This window comes from Corallococcus sp. CA054B (assembly GCF_003611625.1).
Classification (GTDB): Bacteria; Myxococcota; Myxococcia; order Myxococcales; family Myxococcaceae; genus Corallococcus; species Corallococcus coralloides.
In genome coordinates this window covers 14,972-32,611 of record NZ_RAVY01000042.1, presented here as the reverse complement: position 1 = coordinate 32,611, position 17,640 = coordinate 14,972, and the positions used below count along the sequence as shown (strand labels likewise).

Annotated in this window: 12 protein-coding genes; 7 read left to right on the top strand and 5 right to left on the bottom strand. The window is 70.6% G+C overall.

Features of this window, described 5'->3' with window-relative positions:
* Positions 1–7 precede the first annotated feature (7 nt).
* The gene (locus tag D7V80_RS13465; RefSeq protein ID WP_120588555.1) at positions 8–2,362 is read right to left on the bottom strand and encodes an arylsulfatase; all 2,355 of its coding nucleotides are present in this window, start codon (positions 2,360–2,362) and stop codon (positions 8–10) included.
* Positions 2,363–2,458: 96 nt separating this feature from the next.
* On the bottom strand, positions 2,459–3,493 hold the full coding sequence (locus D7V80_RS13460; RefSeq protein ID WP_120588537.1) for an aldo/keto reductase: 1,035 nt from the start codon (positions 3,491–3,493) through the stop codon (positions 2,459–2,461).
* Between the two features lie 164 nt (positions 3,494–3,657).
* Here D7V80_RS13460 and D7V80_RS13455 point away from each other — a divergent pair, with 164 nt between their 5' ends.
* The 4 genes from D7V80_RS13455 (at position 3,658) to D7V80_RS13440 (ending at position 9,497) form a co-directional block, all read left to right on the top strand.
* A complete protein-coding gene (locus D7V80_RS13455) occupies positions 3,658–5,439 on the top strand; it encodes an ABC transporter ATP-binding protein (protein WP_120588536.1) in 1,782 nt (593 codons plus the stop codon).
* On the top strand, positions 5,436–7,250 hold the full coding sequence (locus D7V80_RS13450; protein ID WP_120588535.1) for an ABC transporter ATP-binding protein: 1,815 nt from the start codon (positions 5,436–5,438) through the stop codon (positions 7,248–7,250). The genes D7V80_RS13455 and D7V80_RS13450 overlap by 4 nt, the downstream gene beginning before the upstream one ends.
* Positions 7,251–7,781: 531 nt before the next feature.
* Positions 7,782–8,561 carry an SDR family oxidoreductase gene (locus D7V80_RS13445; protein WP_120588534.1) on the top strand — a complete coding sequence of 260 codons (780 nt, stop codon included), beginning with the start codon at positions 7,782–7,784 and terminating at the stop codon, positions 8,559–8,561.
* A gap of 57 nt (positions 8,562–8,618) precedes the next feature.
* On the top strand, positions 8,619–9,497 hold the full coding sequence (locus D7V80_RS13440) for an aldo/keto reductase (protein WP_120588533.1): 879 nt from the start codon (positions 8,619–8,621) through the stop codon (positions 9,495–9,497).
* Between the two features lie 11 nt (positions 9,498–9,508).
* Here D7V80_RS13440 and D7V80_RS13435 read toward each other — a convergent pair whose 3' ends face one another.
* Positions 9,509–10,105: a TetR/AcrR family transcriptional regulator gene (locus D7V80_RS13435; RefSeq protein ID WP_158616625.1), complete on the bottom strand. Its 597-nt coding sequence runs from the start codon at positions 10,103–10,105 to the stop codon at positions 9,509–9,511.
* 94 nt (positions 10,106–10,199) lie between these two features.
* Between D7V80_RS13435 and D7V80_RS13430 the strand changes: the two genes are divergently transcribed.
* Entirely contained in the window at positions 10,200–11,750 is a 1,551-nt protein-coding gene (locus tag D7V80_RS13430) for an FAD-dependent oxidoreductase (RefSeq protein ID WP_120588532.1), read from the top strand.
* 120 nt (positions 11,751–11,870) lie between these two features.
* On the opposite strand, the gene D7V80_RS13425 is transcribed toward D7V80_RS13430, so the two are convergent.
* Entirely contained in the window at positions 11,871–13,262 is a 1,392-nt protein-coding gene (locus tag D7V80_RS13425; protein WP_233585313.1) for a TerB family tellurite resistance protein, read from the bottom strand.
* A gap of 197 nt (positions 13,263–13,459) precedes the next feature.
* Positions 13,460–14,317, bottom strand: a complete 858-nt coding sequence (locus D7V80_RS13420; protein ID WP_120588531.1) for a metal-dependent hydrolase — start codon at positions 14,315–14,317, stop codon at positions 13,460–13,462.
* Between the two features lie 210 nt (positions 14,318–14,527).
* Between D7V80_RS13420 and D7V80_RS13415 the strand changes: the two genes are divergently transcribed.
* Together D7V80_RS13415 and D7V80_RS13410 are read left to right on the top strand one after the other, a co-directional pair.
* Positions 14,528–16,384 (top strand): HSP90 family protein, encoded by a 1,857-nt coding sequence (locus tag D7V80_RS13415; RefSeq protein WP_120588552.1) that lies wholly within the window; start codon positions 14,528–14,530, stop codon positions 16,382–16,384.
* Entirely contained in the window at positions 16,381–17,493 is a 1,113-nt protein-coding gene (locus tag D7V80_RS13410; protein WP_085960249.1) for a hypothetical protein, read from the top strand. Before D7V80_RS13415 ends, D7V80_RS13410 begins: the two co-directional genes overlap by 4 nt.
* Positions 17,494–17,640 lie beyond the last annotated feature (147 nt).

Here is a 17,640-nt window from a genome sequence, read left to right as displayed (position 1 = left end):
TTGTTTTTCACTGCTTCGCCATGGCGGCCTTCTGTTCCGCCTTCGTGTCCCGGACGTGCTCCCCGACGACGTCCACCGTCACCTGGTGGAGGGTGCCGGTGAACTCGAAGGGCGCGGCGTAGCGCTTGCTCACGGACGACTGCGCGTCCCGGCCGCAGGTGAGCCCCTCCCCCAGGCTGATGGCCATCGGCATGGTCGCGTCGATGGTGCTCTGCGCCACCAGGTCCCCGTTGATGTAGAGCCGGCCGCGTCCGGGGGTGCCCCTCCCCACGGCCGGTTCCGCCTTGCTGGTGGGCTCGAACTCGAACCGCAGCTCCGAGCGCCCCTCCGGCACCTCCACCGCCGACTCGATGTGGAACTCCCGCTCGCCGACGTAGTTGTAGGCGTAGTGCAGCTTCCGGTCCTGGATGAAGAACGTGTAGCCGCCGGTGAGGCCGCCATGGCTGAGCAGCACGCCTTGCGTGTCACGCGTCACCTCCGCGTCGGCGGTGATGGTGTGGGGCCGGTTGAGCACGTGCACCGCGGCGTTCTCCGGCGCGGGTGACGTGTGCGGGCGGTACACGTAGCGCGTGCGGTCCTTCGTGAGCTGCGGGCGCTCCAGGGCGAACACGGAGAGCGTGGGCGACGCGAGCGGGAACACCTGGTAGCGCCCGGCCTCGGCGTACCAGAGGGCGATCATCTCGATGAGCTTGCCCCGGTTCTCCTCCGCGACATTCTTCGTCTCGGAGCAGTCCTCCGCCACGTGGTACAGCTCCCAGCCGTGCGCATCCAGCTCGCGCAGCCGGCTTTCGTCGAGCAGCGACTGGCCGAACGCCTCTCCGGCCTCCGCGAACGACGGGCCGGGGAACGGGCACACCGCGCGCCAGCCGTCGTGGTAGATGGCTCGCGAGCTGAACATCTCGAAGTACTGCGTGCGGTGGCGGCTCGGCGCGTTCCCGTCGTTGAACGTGTGCTTGAAGCTGACGCCCTCCAGGGGTGACTGGGTGACGCCGCGGACTTCCGCGAGCGGCTCCAGGCCCAGGCAGTCCAGCACGGTGGGCACCATGTCGATGGCGTGCGCGTACTGCGTGCGCACCTCGCCCCGGGCCTGGATGCCCCGCGGCCAGTGGACGAGGAACGGGTCGGTGGTGCCGCCGCGGTACGTCTCACGCTTCCAGCGGCGGAACGGCGTGTCCCCCGCCCAGGCCCAGCCCCACGGGTAGTGGTTGAAGTGCTTCGGGCCGCCCAGCTCCTCCATGGCCGCCAGGTTCTGCGCCAGCGACTCCGGCACGTTGTTGAAGAACTTCAGCTCGTTCACGGAGCCGTGCGGTCCACCCTCCGCGCTGGCCCCGTTGTCGGACAGCACCATGATGAGCGTGTTGTCCAGCTGGCCCGTGTCCTCCAGGAACTTCAACAGCCGGCCGATGTGGTGGTCCGTGTGCTCCAGGAAGCCCGCGAACACCTCCATCATCCGCGCGTAGAGCCGCTTCTCTTCCGGGGGCAGCGAGTCCCACTCCTGCACGTCCGGGTCGTGCCGGGACAGCTGCGTGCCCCGGGGGAGCACGCCCAGCTCCAGCTGCTTCTGGAACACCTTCTGGCGGTAGGCGTCCCAGCCGTCGTCGAACCGGCCCGCGTAGGCGTCCGCCCACTCGCGCGGGACGTGGTGGGGGGCGTGCATGGCGCCCGGGGCGAAGTAGAGGAAGAAGGGCTTGTCGGGCGCGACCTGCTTGGTGTCCGCGATGCAGTCGATGGCCCGGTCCACCAGGTCCGGCGTGAGGTGGTAGCCCTCTTCTGGCGTGCCGGGCGGGCGGATGGCGTGGTTGTCGTGGATGAGGTCCGGGTAGTACTGGTGCGTGTCCCCGCCCAGGAAGCCATAGAAGCGCTCGAAGCCGCGGCCCAGCGGCCAGCGCGAGTACGGCCCGGCGGCGCTCGTCTGCTCCGCGGGGGTCACGTGCCACTTGCCAATGGCATACGTGTTGTAGCCGGCCTCTATCAGCATCTCGGAGAGGAAGCCGTTCTCGAAGGGGATGGTGCCGTTGTAGCCGGGGTAGCCCAGCGACGTTTCGGTGATGGTGCCCATCCCGTTGGAGTGGTGGTTGCGGCCGGTGAGGATGCACGCGCGCGTGGGCGAGCACAGCGCGGTGGTGTGCATGTTGTTGTAGAGCAACCCACCCTTCGCCAGCCGGTCCAGGTTCGGCGTGCGGATGGGCGAGCCATAGCAACCCAGGTGCCCGAAGCCCGTGTCATCCAGGATGATGAACAGGACGTTGGGCGCGCCGGGCTTCGAGCGCAGGGGCGCCGGCCACGCGGGAGACGACTGCTCCCAGGTGCGGCCGATGACGCCGGGGAAGGGGCTGCCGGGCTTGTATTCTTTGAGGGACATGAGCGTGAGGTGCATCGCCCCGGGAGGCAGCGAATCTGCCCCCGGGACGGAGGCGGCCGGCCCCAGGCCCTGGCCGCCTCCTGCTTCACGCCCCGCTCACGTCACGGGGAACGGGTTGCGCTCGTGGAACTGGCGCTGGTGGAAGTACGGGTACGGCCAGGGCGTGGTGCTGGCGGCGTCCAGCGTGGCCACCTGCGCGGGCGTGAGGTTCCAGCCGATGGCGCCCAGGTTCTGGCGCAGCTGCTCCTCCGTGCGCGCGCCGATGATGACGTTGGACACGGTGGGCCGCTGGAGCAGCCAGTTGAGCGCCACCTGCGGCACCGTCTTGCCCGTCTCCTGGGCCACGGCGTCGAGCGCGTCCACGACCTTGAAGAGGTACTCCTCCGGCACCTGCGGGCCGCCGGCCGCGGTGACGGGGTTGTTGAGGCGGCTTGTCTCCGGCTTCGGCGCGCCCCGGCGCAGCTTGCCGGTGAGCCGGCCCCAGCCCAGCGGGCTCCACACCACCGCGCCCACCTTCTGGTCCTGCGCGAGCGGCATCAGCTCCCACTCGTAGTCCCGGCCCACGAGCGAGTAGTAGGCCTGGTGGGCCACGTAGCGCGCCAGGTTGTAGCGCTCCGACACGGCCAGCGACTTCATCAGGTGCCAGCCGGAGAAGTTGGAGCAGCCGATGTAGCGGATCTTCCCCGCGCGCACGAAGCCGTCCAGCGTGTTGAGGACCTCCTCCACGGGCGTCACCGCGTCGAAGGCGTGGAGCTGGAACAGGTCGATGTAGTCCGTCTTCAGCCGGCGCAGCGCGGCCTCCACGGCGCGCGTGAGGTGGAAGCGCGAGGAGCCCACGTCGTTGGGCCCCGTGCCCGCGCGGAAGGTGGCCTTGGTGGAGATGATGGCCTTGTCGCGCCGGCCCTCCAGCGCCTTGCCCAGGATCTCCTCCGCGAGCCCCGCGGAGTAGCCGTCCGCGGAGTCGAACATGGTCACGCCCGCGTCCAGCGCGATGTCCACGAGCCGCGTGGCCTCCTTCACGTCGCTGGAGCCGAAGCCCTTGAAGAAGTCACCAGCGCCACCGAACGTGCCCGTGCCCAGGCTGAGGACGGGGACCTTGAAACCAGAACCACCCAGCTGCCGGTATTCCATGACGTTCACCTCGTGACGAAGCGGAGGAAAGGCCGCCCACGTAACGGGCCGTGGCGCGGCGCGCAACCGTCGTTTCGTGCCATGCGTGGTGCTTGAAGCGGCGCGTGGGGACGCCCATCATGCGCGCGCCTTCCCGGGCGGGGAGGAAGGGGTCCAGGTCTCACGTGAGCACGTCCGCGCCACCCGCATCCGGCCGTCCACCCATCCTGCGGGCGCTGGGCTATCTGCGCCGCTACCGCCTGGAGGCGCTGGGGGCGCTGCTGTCGCTGCTGCTCGTCTCCGTGGCGAACCTGGGCGCGCCGCAGATGATCCGCATCGCCATCGACCACGGGCTGGCGCGCGGGGAGATCCAGCCCGTGTGGCTGGCGGTGGGAGGCCTGGTCGCCATCGCGCTGGGACGAGGCCTGTTCAACTTCCTGCAGGGCTACCTGGCGGAGCGCGCGTCACAGGGCGTGGCCTTCGACCTGCGCGACGCGCTCTTCGCGCGCATCCAGCGGCTGTCCTTCAGCTACTACGACCAGGCGCAGACGGGGCAACTGCTCACGCGGCTGACGAGCGACGTGGAGGCGGTGCGCACCTTCGTGGGCAGCGGCGTGGTGCAGTTCGCCGCGGCGGCGGCGATGCTGGTGGGCTGCGCGGGGCTGCTGTTGTACCTGGATCCGGTGCTGGCGCTGGCGGCGCTGAGCACCGTTCCGCCCATCCTGTGGGTGCTGCGCCGGTTCATGCGGCGGATGCGGCCGCTGTTCGGCCAGCTGCAGGCGCTGCTGGGCTCGCTCAACACCACGCTGCAGGAGGACCTGCGCGGGCTGCGCGTGGTGCGCGCCTTCTCCGGCGAGGCGCGGGAGCTCGCGCGCTATGGGAAGACCAACGCGGAGCTGAAGGAGAAGAACCTGCGGGTGGTGGACTCGCTGGCGGCCAACTTCCCCTACGTCACGTTCTTCGCCAACCTGGGCACGTTGATGGTGGTGGGCGTGGGCGGCTGGCGCATCTTCCATCAGAAGCTGACGCTGGGAGAGCTGGTGGCCTTCAACAGCTACCTGGCCTTCCTGCTGATGCCCCTGATGACGCTGGGCTTCTTCGCGGCCAGCATGTCGCGAGCGAGCGCGTCCGCGCAGCGCGTCTTCGAGCTGCTCGACACGGCGGTGGAGGTGGCGGACCGTCCGGGCGCGGTGCCGCTGCCTCCGTTGCAGGGCCGCATCGAGCTGCGCGACGTGCGCTTCCGCTACGCGGGCAGCGACCGCGAAATCCTGCGCGGCGTGAGCGTGACGCTGGAGCCCGGGCAGCTGGTGGCGGTGCTGGGCACCACCGGCTCCGGCAAGAGCACGCTCATCAACCTGCTGCCCCGCTTCTACGACGTCACCGGGGGCGCGGTGTTGCTGGACGGGCACGACGTGCGGGACGTGACGCTCGCGAGCCTGCGCTCGCAGCTGGGCGTGGTGCTCCAGGACGCGCTGCTGTTCTCCGGCACGGTGCGGGAGAACATCGCCTACGGGCGCCCGGAGGCGACGCAGGCCCAGGTGGAGGCCGCGGCGGAGGCGGCCCAGGCGGCGGAGTTCATCCGCGAGCTGCCCCAGGGCTACGACACGGTGGTGGGCGAGCGCGGCGTGGGGCTCTCCGGCGGGCAGCGGCAGCGGTTGGCCATCGCGCGGGCGCTGCTCACGGACCCGCGCCTGCTCATCCTGGACGACAGCACGTCCGCGGTGGACGCGCGCACGGAGACCGCCATCCAGGGCGCGCTGGACGCGCTGATGCGGGACAAGCGCAGGACGGCCATCGTCATCGCCCAGCGCATCAGCACCGTGCGGGACGCGGACCTCATCCTGGTCCTGGACGAGGGGCGCATCGCCGCGAAGGGGCGCCATGAAGAGCTGAAGGCCACCAGCGAGCTGTACAACGACATCCTCGGGTCGCAGCTGCTGCCGCCGCGCCAGGAGGAGGTGGCATGAGGCGGCCCGGAAGCATCGAGGCGATGGCGGAGCTGGAGGCGGGCCGGGCACAGCACCGCGGGAAGGTGCTGCGCCGGCTCCTGGGCGAGCTGCGTCCGCACGCGGGCACGCTCACCGTGGCGCTGGTCTTCATCCTGGTGGGCGCGGCGTGCCAGGCGCTGGGGCCGTACCTGATGAGCCGGGCCATCGACCGCGACATCGGCTCGGGAGACGGCTGGGGGCTGTTGCGGACGCTGGGGGTGCTGTTCGTCGTCTTCGTCGTGGGCGTGCTGACACAGCAGGCGCAGACGCGGCGGGTGGGCCACACGGGGCAGCACGTCCTGTCGGACCTGCGCCAGCGCCTCTTCGAGCGGCTCCAGCAGCTGCCGCTGTCGTGGTTCGACCGCCGTCCGCTGGGCGACCTGATGAGCCGGCTGCTCAGCGATGTGGACACGCTCAACCAGCTCTTCGCGCAGGGACTGACGCAGCTGTTGGGGTCGCTGCTGGGGCTGGTGGGCGTGCTCGTCGCGATGTTCGCGCTCAACTGGCGCCTGGCGCTGGCGTGCTTCTCCCTCATCCCCGCCATCGTGCTCACCACGTGGTTCTTCGCGTCGCGGGCGCGCAATGCCTACCGCAAGACGCGGCAGACGGTGGGCGACGTGACGGCGAACCTCCAGGAGGAGATTGGGGGCGTGCGGCAGGCGCAGGCGTTCAACCGCACGGAGAAGAACATCGAGCGCTTCCGCGACCGCAACGCGGCCAACCGCGACGCGAACGTCGCGGCGGTGGGCATCACGTCCGCGTTCTCGCCGGCCATCGACCTGCTCTCCACGCTGTCCACGGCGCTCGTGATTGGCTACGGCGGCGCGCTGGCGCTGAGCGGGCAGCTCACGGTGGGCGGCGTGGCGGCGTTCCTCATCTACGTGCAGCAGTTCTTCCGGCCGGTGCAGCTGGCCGCCTCCGTGGCCGCGCTGATGCAGTCCGCGCTGGCGGGGGCGGAGCGCATCTTCTCCATCCTCGATGAGACGACGGAGCCGCCAGACGTGGCGGGCGCGGTGGAGCTGGGGCCGCTGAAGGGGCAGGTGGTGTTCGAGGGCGTGTCCTTCGGGTACGACGCGGCGAGGCCGGTGCTGCGCGACGTGTCCTTCCACCTGGAGCCCGGCCAGACGCTGGCGCTGGTGGGGCGCACGGGCGCGGGCAAGACGACGGTGGCCAGCCTGGTGCCGCGATTCTACGACGTGACGGGAGGCACGGTGTGCGTGGACGGGCACGACGTGCGCCAGGTGAAGCGAGGCAGCCTGCGCCGGCAGATGGCCATGGTGTTGCAGGAGCCGTTCCTCTTCAGCGGCAAGGTGGCGGACAACATCGCCTACGGGAAGCAGGACGCCACCCGCGAGGACGTGGAAGCGGCGGCGAAGGCGGTGCACGCGCACGACTTCATCACCCGGCTGCCGCAGGGCTACGACACCGTGCTGGGCGAGGGCGGCGCGACGCTCAGTCAGGGCCAGCGGCAGCTGCTCGCGTTCGCTCGCGCGGTCATCGCCAATCCGCGGGTGCTCATCCTGGATGAGGCGACGGCGAACATCGACACGCGCACGGAGGCGCTCATCCAGCTGGCGCTGGGGCAGCTGTTGTCCGGCCGCACGAGCATCGTCATCGCGCACCGGCTCAACACCATCCGCCACGCGGACCTCATCCTGGTGTTGGAGCACGGCACCGTGGTGGAGCGCGGCAACCACGAGGAGCTGCTTGCGAAGGGCGGGCTCTACGCGGAGCTGTACCACCAGCAGTTCCGCGACACGCCAGAGCCGACGGTCAAGGCACTGGGCTGAAGGCGCGCCACCGGCCGGGGTTCCCCAAAACCTGTCCGACTGTCGGACAGGTTCGCGCGGCCCCGGGCGGAGCAGAGGCCCTCTGGGCAAAGCGCTCCAAAACTTGTCCAGCTGTCGGACAGGGTCACGAGGCCCGGCGGAGCGCCGGCCCCCTGGCCACGAAGCTCCAAAACCTGTCCGACTGTCGGACAAGTTCGCGCGTCCCCGGGCGGTGCGGAGCCCCCTTGGCCACGGCGCTCCAAAACCTGTCCGACTGTCAGACAGGTTTTTCGGTGCGTCGCGGCGGGGACTTCGCCCCTGCTTCGGGCGGAAACGTGCACCCACGGTGATCGACCGTTGCGCGCTGGACCGCCTCCGTCATTTTGACGCCCTCTGGGCCTGCATCCCGCTTGCACGGCTGACCGCCCTTCGTTACCCCAGCGGCCGAGGGTGCGGCCCAAGCGGCATGCGCTTCGCGGCGGCAGTCCCCATCTCCAGCATTCATTGCGTCGGAGTCGGACGCCCCCTCTCCACCCCCTTCAGGGAGCAGGCATGGCAGGCAGTCGAGGGACAGCGTTGGTGACGGGCACGTCGGCGGGAATTGGCGCGGTGTATGCCCGGAGGCTGGCGGCGCTTGGGTATGACCTGGTCCTCGTCGCTCGGCGGGAGGACCGTCTGAAGGCGCTGGCGGCGGAGCTGACGGCGGCGCATGGCATCCGCGCGGAGGTGCTGCGGGCGGACCTCACGGTGCACGCGGACCTCCAGCGGGTGGCCGCGCGCGCGGCGGGCGAGGACCTCACCCTGCTCATCAACAACGCGGGCGTGGGCGGCTATGGCCCCTTCGCGCAGGTGGAGCCCGCGGCGCTGGAGGGCCTGGCGAACCTGCACATGATGGCGCCGATGCTGGCCACGCGCGCGGCGCTGCCCGGCATGCTGGCGCGGGGCAAGGGCGCGGTCATCAACGTCGCCTCCCTGCTCGCCTTCTCCGGCGCGATGCCGCCGGGCCCCCTGCCCCACCGGGCCACCTACGCGGGCGCGAAGGCGTTCCTCGTCCACTTCACCCGCACGCTCGCGGGCGAGCTGCGCGGCACACCCGTGGTGGCGCAGGTCGTCTGCCCGGGCATGACCTTCACGGAGTTCAACGGCGGCTATCCCGGCACCATGTCGCCGGAGGACGTGGTCACCGCGTCGCTCGTCGCACTGGAGCGCGGTGAGACGGTCTGCGTCCCAGGACTGGAGGCCGCTGAGGCCCTCGTGGCCCTGGAGAAGGCGGAGGCCGGGCTGCTGCGTGGGGCGACCCACGCCCTGGCCGGGCGGTACCGGACGGCCTGAAACGCACTTGCTGCACATGCATCTATCTGGGCGTTCATCTGCACGGAGGAAGCACTCATGAGCGGAACCTCGACGCGACCCGCGGAGAAGAGCGGCACCTTCAAGCTGGGCGGAGATTTGCCCGTCCACCGGCTGGGCTACGGCGCCATGCAGCTCACCGGCCCTGGCATCTGGGGTCCGCCCAAGGACCGAGCGGAGGCGGTGCGCGTGTTGCGCCGCGCGCTGGAGCTGGGCGTGGACTTCATCGACACGGCGGACTCCTACGGCCCCTACTTCAGCGAGGAGATCATCGCGGAGGCCCTGCACCCCTACGCCAAGGGCGTGGTCGTGGCGACGAAGGCGGGGCTGGTGCGCACGGGGCCCAACGAGTGGCACCCGGTGGGCGCGCCCAAGTACCTGCGCCAGCAGCTGGAGCTGTCACTGCGCCGGCTGAAGCTGGAGCGCATCGACCTGTACCAGCTGCACCGCATCGACCCGAAGGTCCCGGTGGAGGAGTCGCTGGGCGAGCTGAAGGCGCTGCAGAAGGAAGGGAAGATCCGCCACATCGGCCTGTCGGAGGTGTCGGTGGAGGAGATTGAGCGGGCGCGCAAGGTGGTGGACGTCGTGTCGGTGCAGAACCGGTACAACCTGACCGACCGCGTGCACGAGAAGGTGCTGGACTACTGCGAGAAGGAGAACCTGGGTTTCATCCCGTGGTTCCCGCTGGCGACGGGCGGTCTGGCGAAGCCGGGGAGCACGCTCGACTCCGTGGCGAAGAAGCACAACGCGACGCCCGCGCAGATTGCCCTCTCCTGGCTGCTGGCGCGCTCGCCGGTGATGCTGCCCATCCCGGGCACGTCCTCCGTGAAGCACCTGGAGGAGAACCTGGCCGGCGCGGAGGTGAAGCTCGGCAAGGATGAGCTGGCCGCCGTGGACGCGCAGGCGTCGGGGCGCTGAAGCCCGGGCCCCTACTTCCGCTTCAGGTAGCGCAGGAGGAGCGTCACCAGCTCCTCCTGGAGCAGTCCCTGGGACAGGGACTCGGGGCGCTCCACCACCGCGCGGTGGATGACCGCGTGGGCCACCGTGTCGATGAGCCACAGGGCCAGCTCCGGGTCCGGCACGTCCGTCTTGAACCTGCTCAGGGCTTCCAGCATGGGCGCGTCGTCCGGGTCCCACTTCCTTGCCGGACGCGCTGGCAGCTCCTCCGTCAGCGCGTGGTGCAGCTTCGGATTCACCGCGTGCGCCGCGAAGCCCAGCACCACCAGCGTCCGGATGAGGTCCTCCAGCGTGTTGAAGCTCCGCGTCGCCAGCACCTCCCTCGCGGCGGCGCGCTGCTCCTTCACGTGACGGCGTAACACCTCCGCCACCAGGGCCTCCTTGCCGGGGAAGAACTGGTACAGCGATGCCACGTTGACGCCTGCCCGCTCCGCGATGCGGTTCGTCGTCAGCTTCGCGTAGCCGTCGCGCACCAGAATGTCAGCAGTCGCCTGCACCAATGCGTCCACCGTCGCTCGCGAGCGCTCCTGAGTGGGTGTCTTCCGAGGGGAAAGCTTCGCGCGCGGCATGCCGGGCTCCTGGGGCGGGAACGCAAGCTGACAACATAAGCAGTCCCTTACATTCTTGTCTCCGTCGCCGCTGACCCGCGACAGGAGACCTTCCATGTCCCATGACATCCTGCCAGTGCTCGTCATCGGCGCAGGGCCCACGGGCCTGACGCTCGCGTGTGACCTCGCTCGCCGTGGCATTCGCGTGCGCATCGTGGACGCGGCGCCGCGTCCCTTCGTCGGGTCTCGCGGCAAGGGGCTTTCGCCTCGCACGCTGGAGGTGCTGGACGACCTGGGCGTGCTCGACGCCGTGCTCGCCGCGGGCAATGCCTATCCCCATCTCCGCCTCCATTGGCGGCGCTTCGTCGTGGGGCGCTGGACCATGATGCCCCGCCGTGCCGCCACCCCGGACGTGCCCCACCCCAATCCCTGGCTCGTGCCCCAGGCCCGCACCGAGGGCATCCTGCGCGACCGGCTGGCGTCGCTGGGGGTCTCGGTGGAGTTCGGCACCGCGCTCACTGGATTCACCCAGGACGGCACCGGCATCACCGCCACGCTCACACGCGACGGCGCGGAGGAGACCGTCCGCGCGGAGTACCTGGTGGGCGCGGACGGCGGACACAGCCGCGTGCGCAAGGACCTGGGCCTGACCTTCCACGGCGTCACCCATGAGGAGGAGCGCATGGTCGTGGGTGACGTGCGCGTGGACGGCCTGGAGCACACGCACTGGCACGTGTGGCCCTTCGCGAAGGGAGGCACGGTGGCGCTGTGCCCGCTGCCCGGCGTAGGCCGCTTCCAGCTCGCCCTCCAGGTGAAGCCCGGTGGCCTTGTGCCGGAGCTCACCGAGGCCGCGCTCAACCAGCGCATCCAGGAGACCGCTCGCCCGGGTCAGGCCGTGCGCCTGCATGACGCGAGCTGGCTGTCCGTGTACCGCCCCAACGTGCGCATGGCGGACCGCTACCGCGTGGGCCGCGTGTTCATCGCGGGCGATGCCGCGCACGTGCACCCGCCCACCGGAGGCCAGGGGCTCAACACCGGCGTGCAGGACGCCTACAACCTGGGCTGGAAGCTGGGCCACGTGCTCCAGGGCGCGGACCCGGCCCTGCTCGACACCTACGAGGCGGAGCGGTTGCCCGTCGCGGCGCGGGTGCTCGGGCTGTCCTCGAAGCTGTTCGACGGCATGCGGCAGGGGCGCATGAAGGCCCTGAACCGCGGCGAAGAGCTGCTGCAGCTGGGCTTGAGCTATCGCGGCGGTCCGCTGGCACCGGAGGTCTCAGGCGACACGGCGCGGGTGCAGGCCGGAGACCGCGCTCCGGATGCCCCCTGCCTGGATGCCCACGGAAAACCTGTCCGACTGTCGGACAGGTTTCGCGGCCCCCACTGGACGCTGCTCGTCTTTGGGACCACGCACGCGGATGCCGTCGCGTGGGCTGGTGACTCCGTGCGCGTCGTCCGCATCCTCGGAAAGAGCGCGGCCCCCATCCCCGAGGCCCTGCTCGACGTGGACGGCCACGCCCACCGCGCCTACGACGTGGTCCCGGGAAGGGATGCACTCATCCTGGTCCGCCCGGATGGCTACGTGGGACACGCGGCCTGGCCCGGCGACCTCGCGGCGCTGACTGCGTTCCTCACCCCGCTCCTGCCCGCGCAGCGCTCGGCCGCCTGACGCTGTCCGCCCGCGGCTCACCCGTGGGACGCGGGCACGAAGCTGGACGAGGAGCCCGCCGTGGGCGCGCGTCGCGCTACGGCACGCCCCTGTCCCAGCACCTGCGCTTCACGCGGGACTTCAGACGGCCTCGCGCTCCAGGGTGTCCTCGTCGTCGGAGTCCACCGCGGGCCCGTCCTGGAAGGCGCTGGGCAGCAGGCTGAAGGGCAGCACCTTCGCCAGCGCAGCCAACAGCAGGATGCCTCCCGGCGCGGCGAAGATGGCCAGCGCGGGGATGGCCTTCGCCACGTCGATGAGCTGCGCGCGCATGCGCTGACGCTCGTCGGCGGTGAGCGTCTGGCGCCGCGCCGCCTTGGTGAGCAGCACCGCCAGGTCGCCCGTCTCGCGCGCCTCCTGCATGAGCCGGTGGTAGTTCTTCTCCAGCGTCTCCTGCATGCCGCCCATGAGCTCCTCGCCCATGGCGCCCGCCGCGTCCGACACGGTGAAGACATCCACCAGCGAGCGGTGCCGCGCGTAGAACTCCGCCATCTCCAACTCCAGACGGCGCAGCTCCGCGTGGGGCACGTGCAGCGCGCCCGCCAGTTTGTCGATGAAGGCCCGCTCCCGCCGCGTCCGCCGGCCGTCCACCAGCGCCGCCAGCAGCGCCTGCTCCAGCAGCAGGTGCCGCATGTCCACGCTGCGCACGCGGCGCACCACGTCCCGCACGTCGCGCTTGCGCTCGAAGGACTGGCGCACCGCGGCCTTCACCTCGCCCTCCAGCGCGTGCGGCAGCCGCAGTCCCTCCACCTGCCGGAGGATGGCGCGGCGCGCGGGCGCGCTGGGTTCGCGGTCCACGCACGCGAGCGCCGTGAGCACGTCCACCAGCAGCGCCTTCTGCCGCGCCGCGAAGTCCCGCCGCCGCTCCGCCACCGCGCGAGACAGCCGCCCGCTGGCGAACAAATCAATGGCCTGCCGGCAGAACAGCTGCGCGTCCGCGTACTGCGCGCCGTTGTGCAGCACCAGCCCGTACACCGGGTCCCCGGCCAGCGACGGCGCCCGCTTGTCGAGCGCGTCCTCCACCCGGCCCACCATCCGCCGGGGCACCGGCAGCCCCGCCGCGAGCCGTGCGTCCAGCGCCATGGCCAGGTCCAGCTCGCCCGCCAGCACCGCGAAGAGCACCAGCAGCTGCTCCACCCGAGGGCCCTCCGGCGCGTCCATCACCCGCGCCAGGTCCAGCGCCATGCGCGCCAGCGTGCGCACCACGGCGTGGAACAGCTCGTCCTCCACGGCGCGCGCCGGGACGTCGAAGGGCTCACCGCCATCCACCGGCGAGGGCAGCGGCACGGGCGTGCCGTAGACGAGCCCCGAGGCGCGCAGCGTGCGGCGCAGGAAGGCGCGGCCCCGGGCCCGGCCGGAGGCGCCGTCCGGAAGCGGAGGGGGCGGGACGGGCGCGGGGGAGCGCGCATGCGCGGCGACCACGTCCGTCAAGAGCGTGGCCAGCCAGGTCCCCCTTCCAAAAACCAGCACCGACACCGGTACACCCCTCGAAAGCGCGCGGCCGGAGCTTCCCCCTCGGGCGCGCTGAGGCGGGGAATAACCCAGCCGCATCCGGGATGCCACTCGACCCCAGGCCCACGGCGTCGTCCGTCAACGGATGCTGATGCCTGGTGGAAAAAACAGCGCGCCCGTCCACCCAGGGCGGACGGGCGCGCGAAGAGAACCCGGAAGGCCTACAGCGCGGTGGCCTTGCCCGGCTCCAGGGCGAGCACCTTCGTGGCGGCCCGGGTCTTCTTCAGCTCGGTGGTGAGCGCGTCCGGGGTGCCGGCCAGGGCGGGGAAGGTGCCGTAGTGCATGGGCACCACGGTCTTCACCTTCAGCAGCTTCGCGGCGACGGCGGCCTGCGGCGGGTCCATGACGAAGTGGCCGCCGATGGGCAGCAAGGCCACGGTGGGCTTGAACTGCTCCGCGATGAGGGCCATGGACTGGAAGGCCCCGGTGTCGCCCGCGTGGTACAGCGTGGGGCCGTTGGCGATTTCGATGACGAAGCCCAGGGGCGCGCCCGCGTACTGCGACGGGGCCTTGGGGTCCGCCTGGTAGCTGCTGGAGTGGACCGCCTCCACCAGGTGGATGGTGGCGTCCTTCACCGTGAACGTCCCGCCCGCGTTGGCGCCCACGCTCTGCGCCTCCGGCAGGCCCAGGAGGTTCACCAGCTCGAAGGAGCCGTACACCTTGGCGCTCGTCTTCTGGGCCAGGGCCTTCGTCTCACCCACATGGTCGAAGTGGCCGTGGGACACGAGGATGGCGTCCACCGCCTCCGGCCAGGTGGCGCCCTGCGGCGCCTTGGGGTTGGTGAACCACGGGTCGATGGCGATGGTCGCGCCGCCCGGCGTCTTCACCACGAAGGCGGCGTGGCCCCACCACGTCACCTCCGTCTTGCCCGCCGTGGCCGCGGCCTTGCCCGCCGCCGCCTTGGCCGGCGCCTTCGCGTCGGCCTTGCCCGCCGGCGTCGTCGGCGTGCCCTGCGCGAAGGCCGCGCCCGCGACGCCCAGCACCGCGCCCACCACCACTGCCTTCAGCTTGTTGCCCATCGTTGTCCGCTCCAGGAGGAAGGAAAGAGACGACATGTCGCCGTGCCGCCCGGGGGCGCCACACGGCAGGGGCGCGACATACCACCCCGCCAGGGAGGCGGAAGGGGGCTGGCGCGTCCGGTTGCCTTGGGAAGGACACATGCCTTCATCCACCCACGGCGGGGGATTGTGGCCCCGGGGAGGATGCAGCGCGCTACGCTCGACGGCCGCGTGGACCATCGATTCCAAGTCAGCCTCCGTGGGGTCATCGACCTCCTGTCCCACCACCTGTACAGCTCGCCCGGGGTCTACGTGCGGGAGCTGCTCCAGAACGCCACGGACGCCACCCGCGCCCGCCAGCAGTTGGAGCCCCAGGCGACAGGAGCCGTGGGGCTGGAGCTGAGGGAGAAGCAGGACGGCGGGCCCCCCACCCTGCTCTTCACCGATGAAGGCGTGGGGCTGACGGAGGAGGAGATCCACCGCTTCCTGGCCACCATCGGCGAGTCCTCCAAGCGCGAGCAACTGGAAGCCCGCCGCAACGACTTCATCGGGCAGTTCGGCATCGGCCTCTTGTCGTGCTTCATGGTGTGCGACGAGCTGCTGGTGGTGACGCGCTCGGCGAAGGGGGACGGGCGGACACTGGAGTGGCGGGGACGGCACGACGGCACGTACGACGTGCGCGTCTCCGAGCACCCGCTGGACGCCCCCGGCACGCACGTCTACCTGGTGGCCCGCCCGGACATGGCGGAGTGGTTCACGCCGGAGCGGGTGCGTCAGCTGGCGAAGCACTATGGCGGCCTGCTGCCCTTCCCCGTGCGGCTCACGGTGGATGGGCAGACGGAGACGCTCAACCCGGACGGCCCGCCCTGGCGCCGCTTCTACGAGACGCCAGGAGACCGGCGGCAGGCGCTGCTCGCGTACGGGCGCGAGGTGTTCGGCACGGACTTCCTGGATGTGATTCCGCTGCGCTCGGAGGCAGGGGACGTGGACGGCGTGGCGTATGTGTTGCCGGCGTCGCCGCACTTCAACGCGAAGCAGAAGCACCGCGTGTACCTGAAGCAGATGCTGCTGTCGGAGAGCGCGGAGAACCTGCTGCCGGAGTGGGCGTTCTTCGTGAAGTGCGTGGTGAACGCGAACGGCCTGAGGCCCACCGCGAGCCGCGAGTCCTTCTACGAGGACTCGGTGCTGGCGAAGGCGCGCGAGGCCCTGGGGCAGTCCCTGCGCAAGTATCTGATGGACCTGGCGCACGAGGAGCCCCGGGCGTTGCAGCGGTTGATTGCGCTGCACGGGTTGTCGGTGAAGGGGCTGGCGCTGGACGACGACGACTTCTACCGGCTGGTCATCCACTGGCTGCCTTTTGAAACATCGCTCGGGGTGATGACGCTGGCGGACTACCGGAAGTCGTGGCCGGTGGTGCGCTACACGCCGACGCTGGACGGGTTCCGGCAGGTGGCACGGGTGGCGGCGGCGCAGGGGCTGTGCGTCTTGAATGCGGCGTACACGCACGACACGGCGCTGCTGGAGAAGCTGCCGCACGTGGTGCCGGAGGCGCAGGTGGCGCCGTTCTCGTCGGCGGACCTGCCGCAGAGCTTCGAGGAGCTGACGCTGGACGAACGCGAGGCCGTCTACCCGCTGCTGCGCCTGGCGGAGCGGGTGCTGGCGCCGTTCCGCTGCGGCGTGGAGGTGAAGAAGTTCTTCCCGGCCGAGGTGCCCACGCTCTACAGCTCGGACGCGGAAGGCGCGTTCAAGCGGGACGCGGAGCGGGCGCGGGAGGAGTCGGACGACCTGTACGCGGGCGTGCTGGACGGGGTGATGGCGGGCACGGGCGGACAGGAGCGCGCGTTGCTCTGCCTCAACCTGCACAACCCGGTGGTGCGCCGGCTGGCGGCGGTGGAGGGGCGGGAGCTGCTGAAGCTGTCGGTGGAGATGCTCTACGTGCAGGCGCTGCTGTTGGGTCAGCACCCGCTGAACGCGCAGGAGATGGCGCTCTTGAACCACGGGCTGCTGGGGCTCATCTCGGCGCGGCTGGATGACAGTGGCGGCGGTGGGGGTGGGTCGTCGGGCCCGGGCTCGCGGGGGATGCACTGATGGCGGACTGGCGCCAGCAGGTGGAGGCCCTGCGCGGGCAGGCGGAAGAGCTGCCGGAAGGCGACGCGAAGGTGCGCGCGCTGGAGGAGGCGGTGCGGCTGACGGACGCGCACGGCGACGTGCCGCTGGGGTACGAGCTGCGGGACGCGCTCATCGACGCGGCGACGTTCGGGGGCTATCCGGACAAGGCGCTGGTGGCGTTCGCGTGGTGCCGGGGGCAGCAGAAGAAGGACCCGCAGCGGTTCGACCCGGAGGACATGCTCTGGAAGCAGAAGTGGGTGGTGGGCCGGCTGGACGAGTTCCCGCACATCAGCCGCAAGCAGATCTCCGACGCGCTGGATGACGTGGACCAGAGCTTCGCGAAGCTGGACGCGGGCAAGCGGGCGGCGCTGAAGCTGCGCTACCAGATGGCTCGGGACATGGGGGACACGGAGGACGCGGAGCGCCTGTGGGAGGCGTGGCTCGTCGCGCCCAGGGACCACCTGACGGACTGCCGCGTCTGCGAATTGGACGACGAGTTGGACCACCACGTGGACAAGGGCGAGTGGGAGCAGGCCATCCAGAAGGCGAAGCCCATCCTGGACGGGCGCCAGTCCTGCGCGGAGATTCCGCACCTGACGCTGGGCACGTTGCTGTATCCGTTCTTCAAGCTGGAGCGGATGAAGGAAGCGCGGGACTGCCACATGCGCGGCTACGCGATGGTGGCGAAGAACCGCGAGTTCCTCGCCACGGTGGGAGAGCACCTGGAGTTCCTGGCGCTGACGGGCAACCTGTCACGAGGGCTCACGCTGCTGGAGAAGCACCTGGGCTGGGCGCTGGAGCACTCCAGCTACCGGGACCGGTTCAGCTTCTACACGGCGGCGTCGTTCCTGGTGGGACAGGTGGTGGCGGACGGCCGCGACGAAGTGAGCCTGAGATTGCCGCGCGCGTTCCCGCTGCACGCGGTGGACGGAGGCTACGGGACGCGGGCGCTGAAGGACTGGCTGGAGTCGCAGGCGCGCGACATCGCGGCACGGTTCGATGCGCGGAACGGGACGAAGCGGTTCACGGGACTGCTGGCGCGCAATGAGGTGCTGGCGAAGGAAGCGCGGTTGTTCCCGTTGGATTGAAGGGAGTGCAGCAGCATGAAGGGCTCAAGCTGGACGACTGCCTCCATCATCTGGCTCCTCCTGCTCGCGCCCCAAGGCCGGGCTGAAGAAGCAGAGCTACCTCCTCCAGGAGACTGCACCAAAGACGTCTGGCGCGAATTGAGCAAA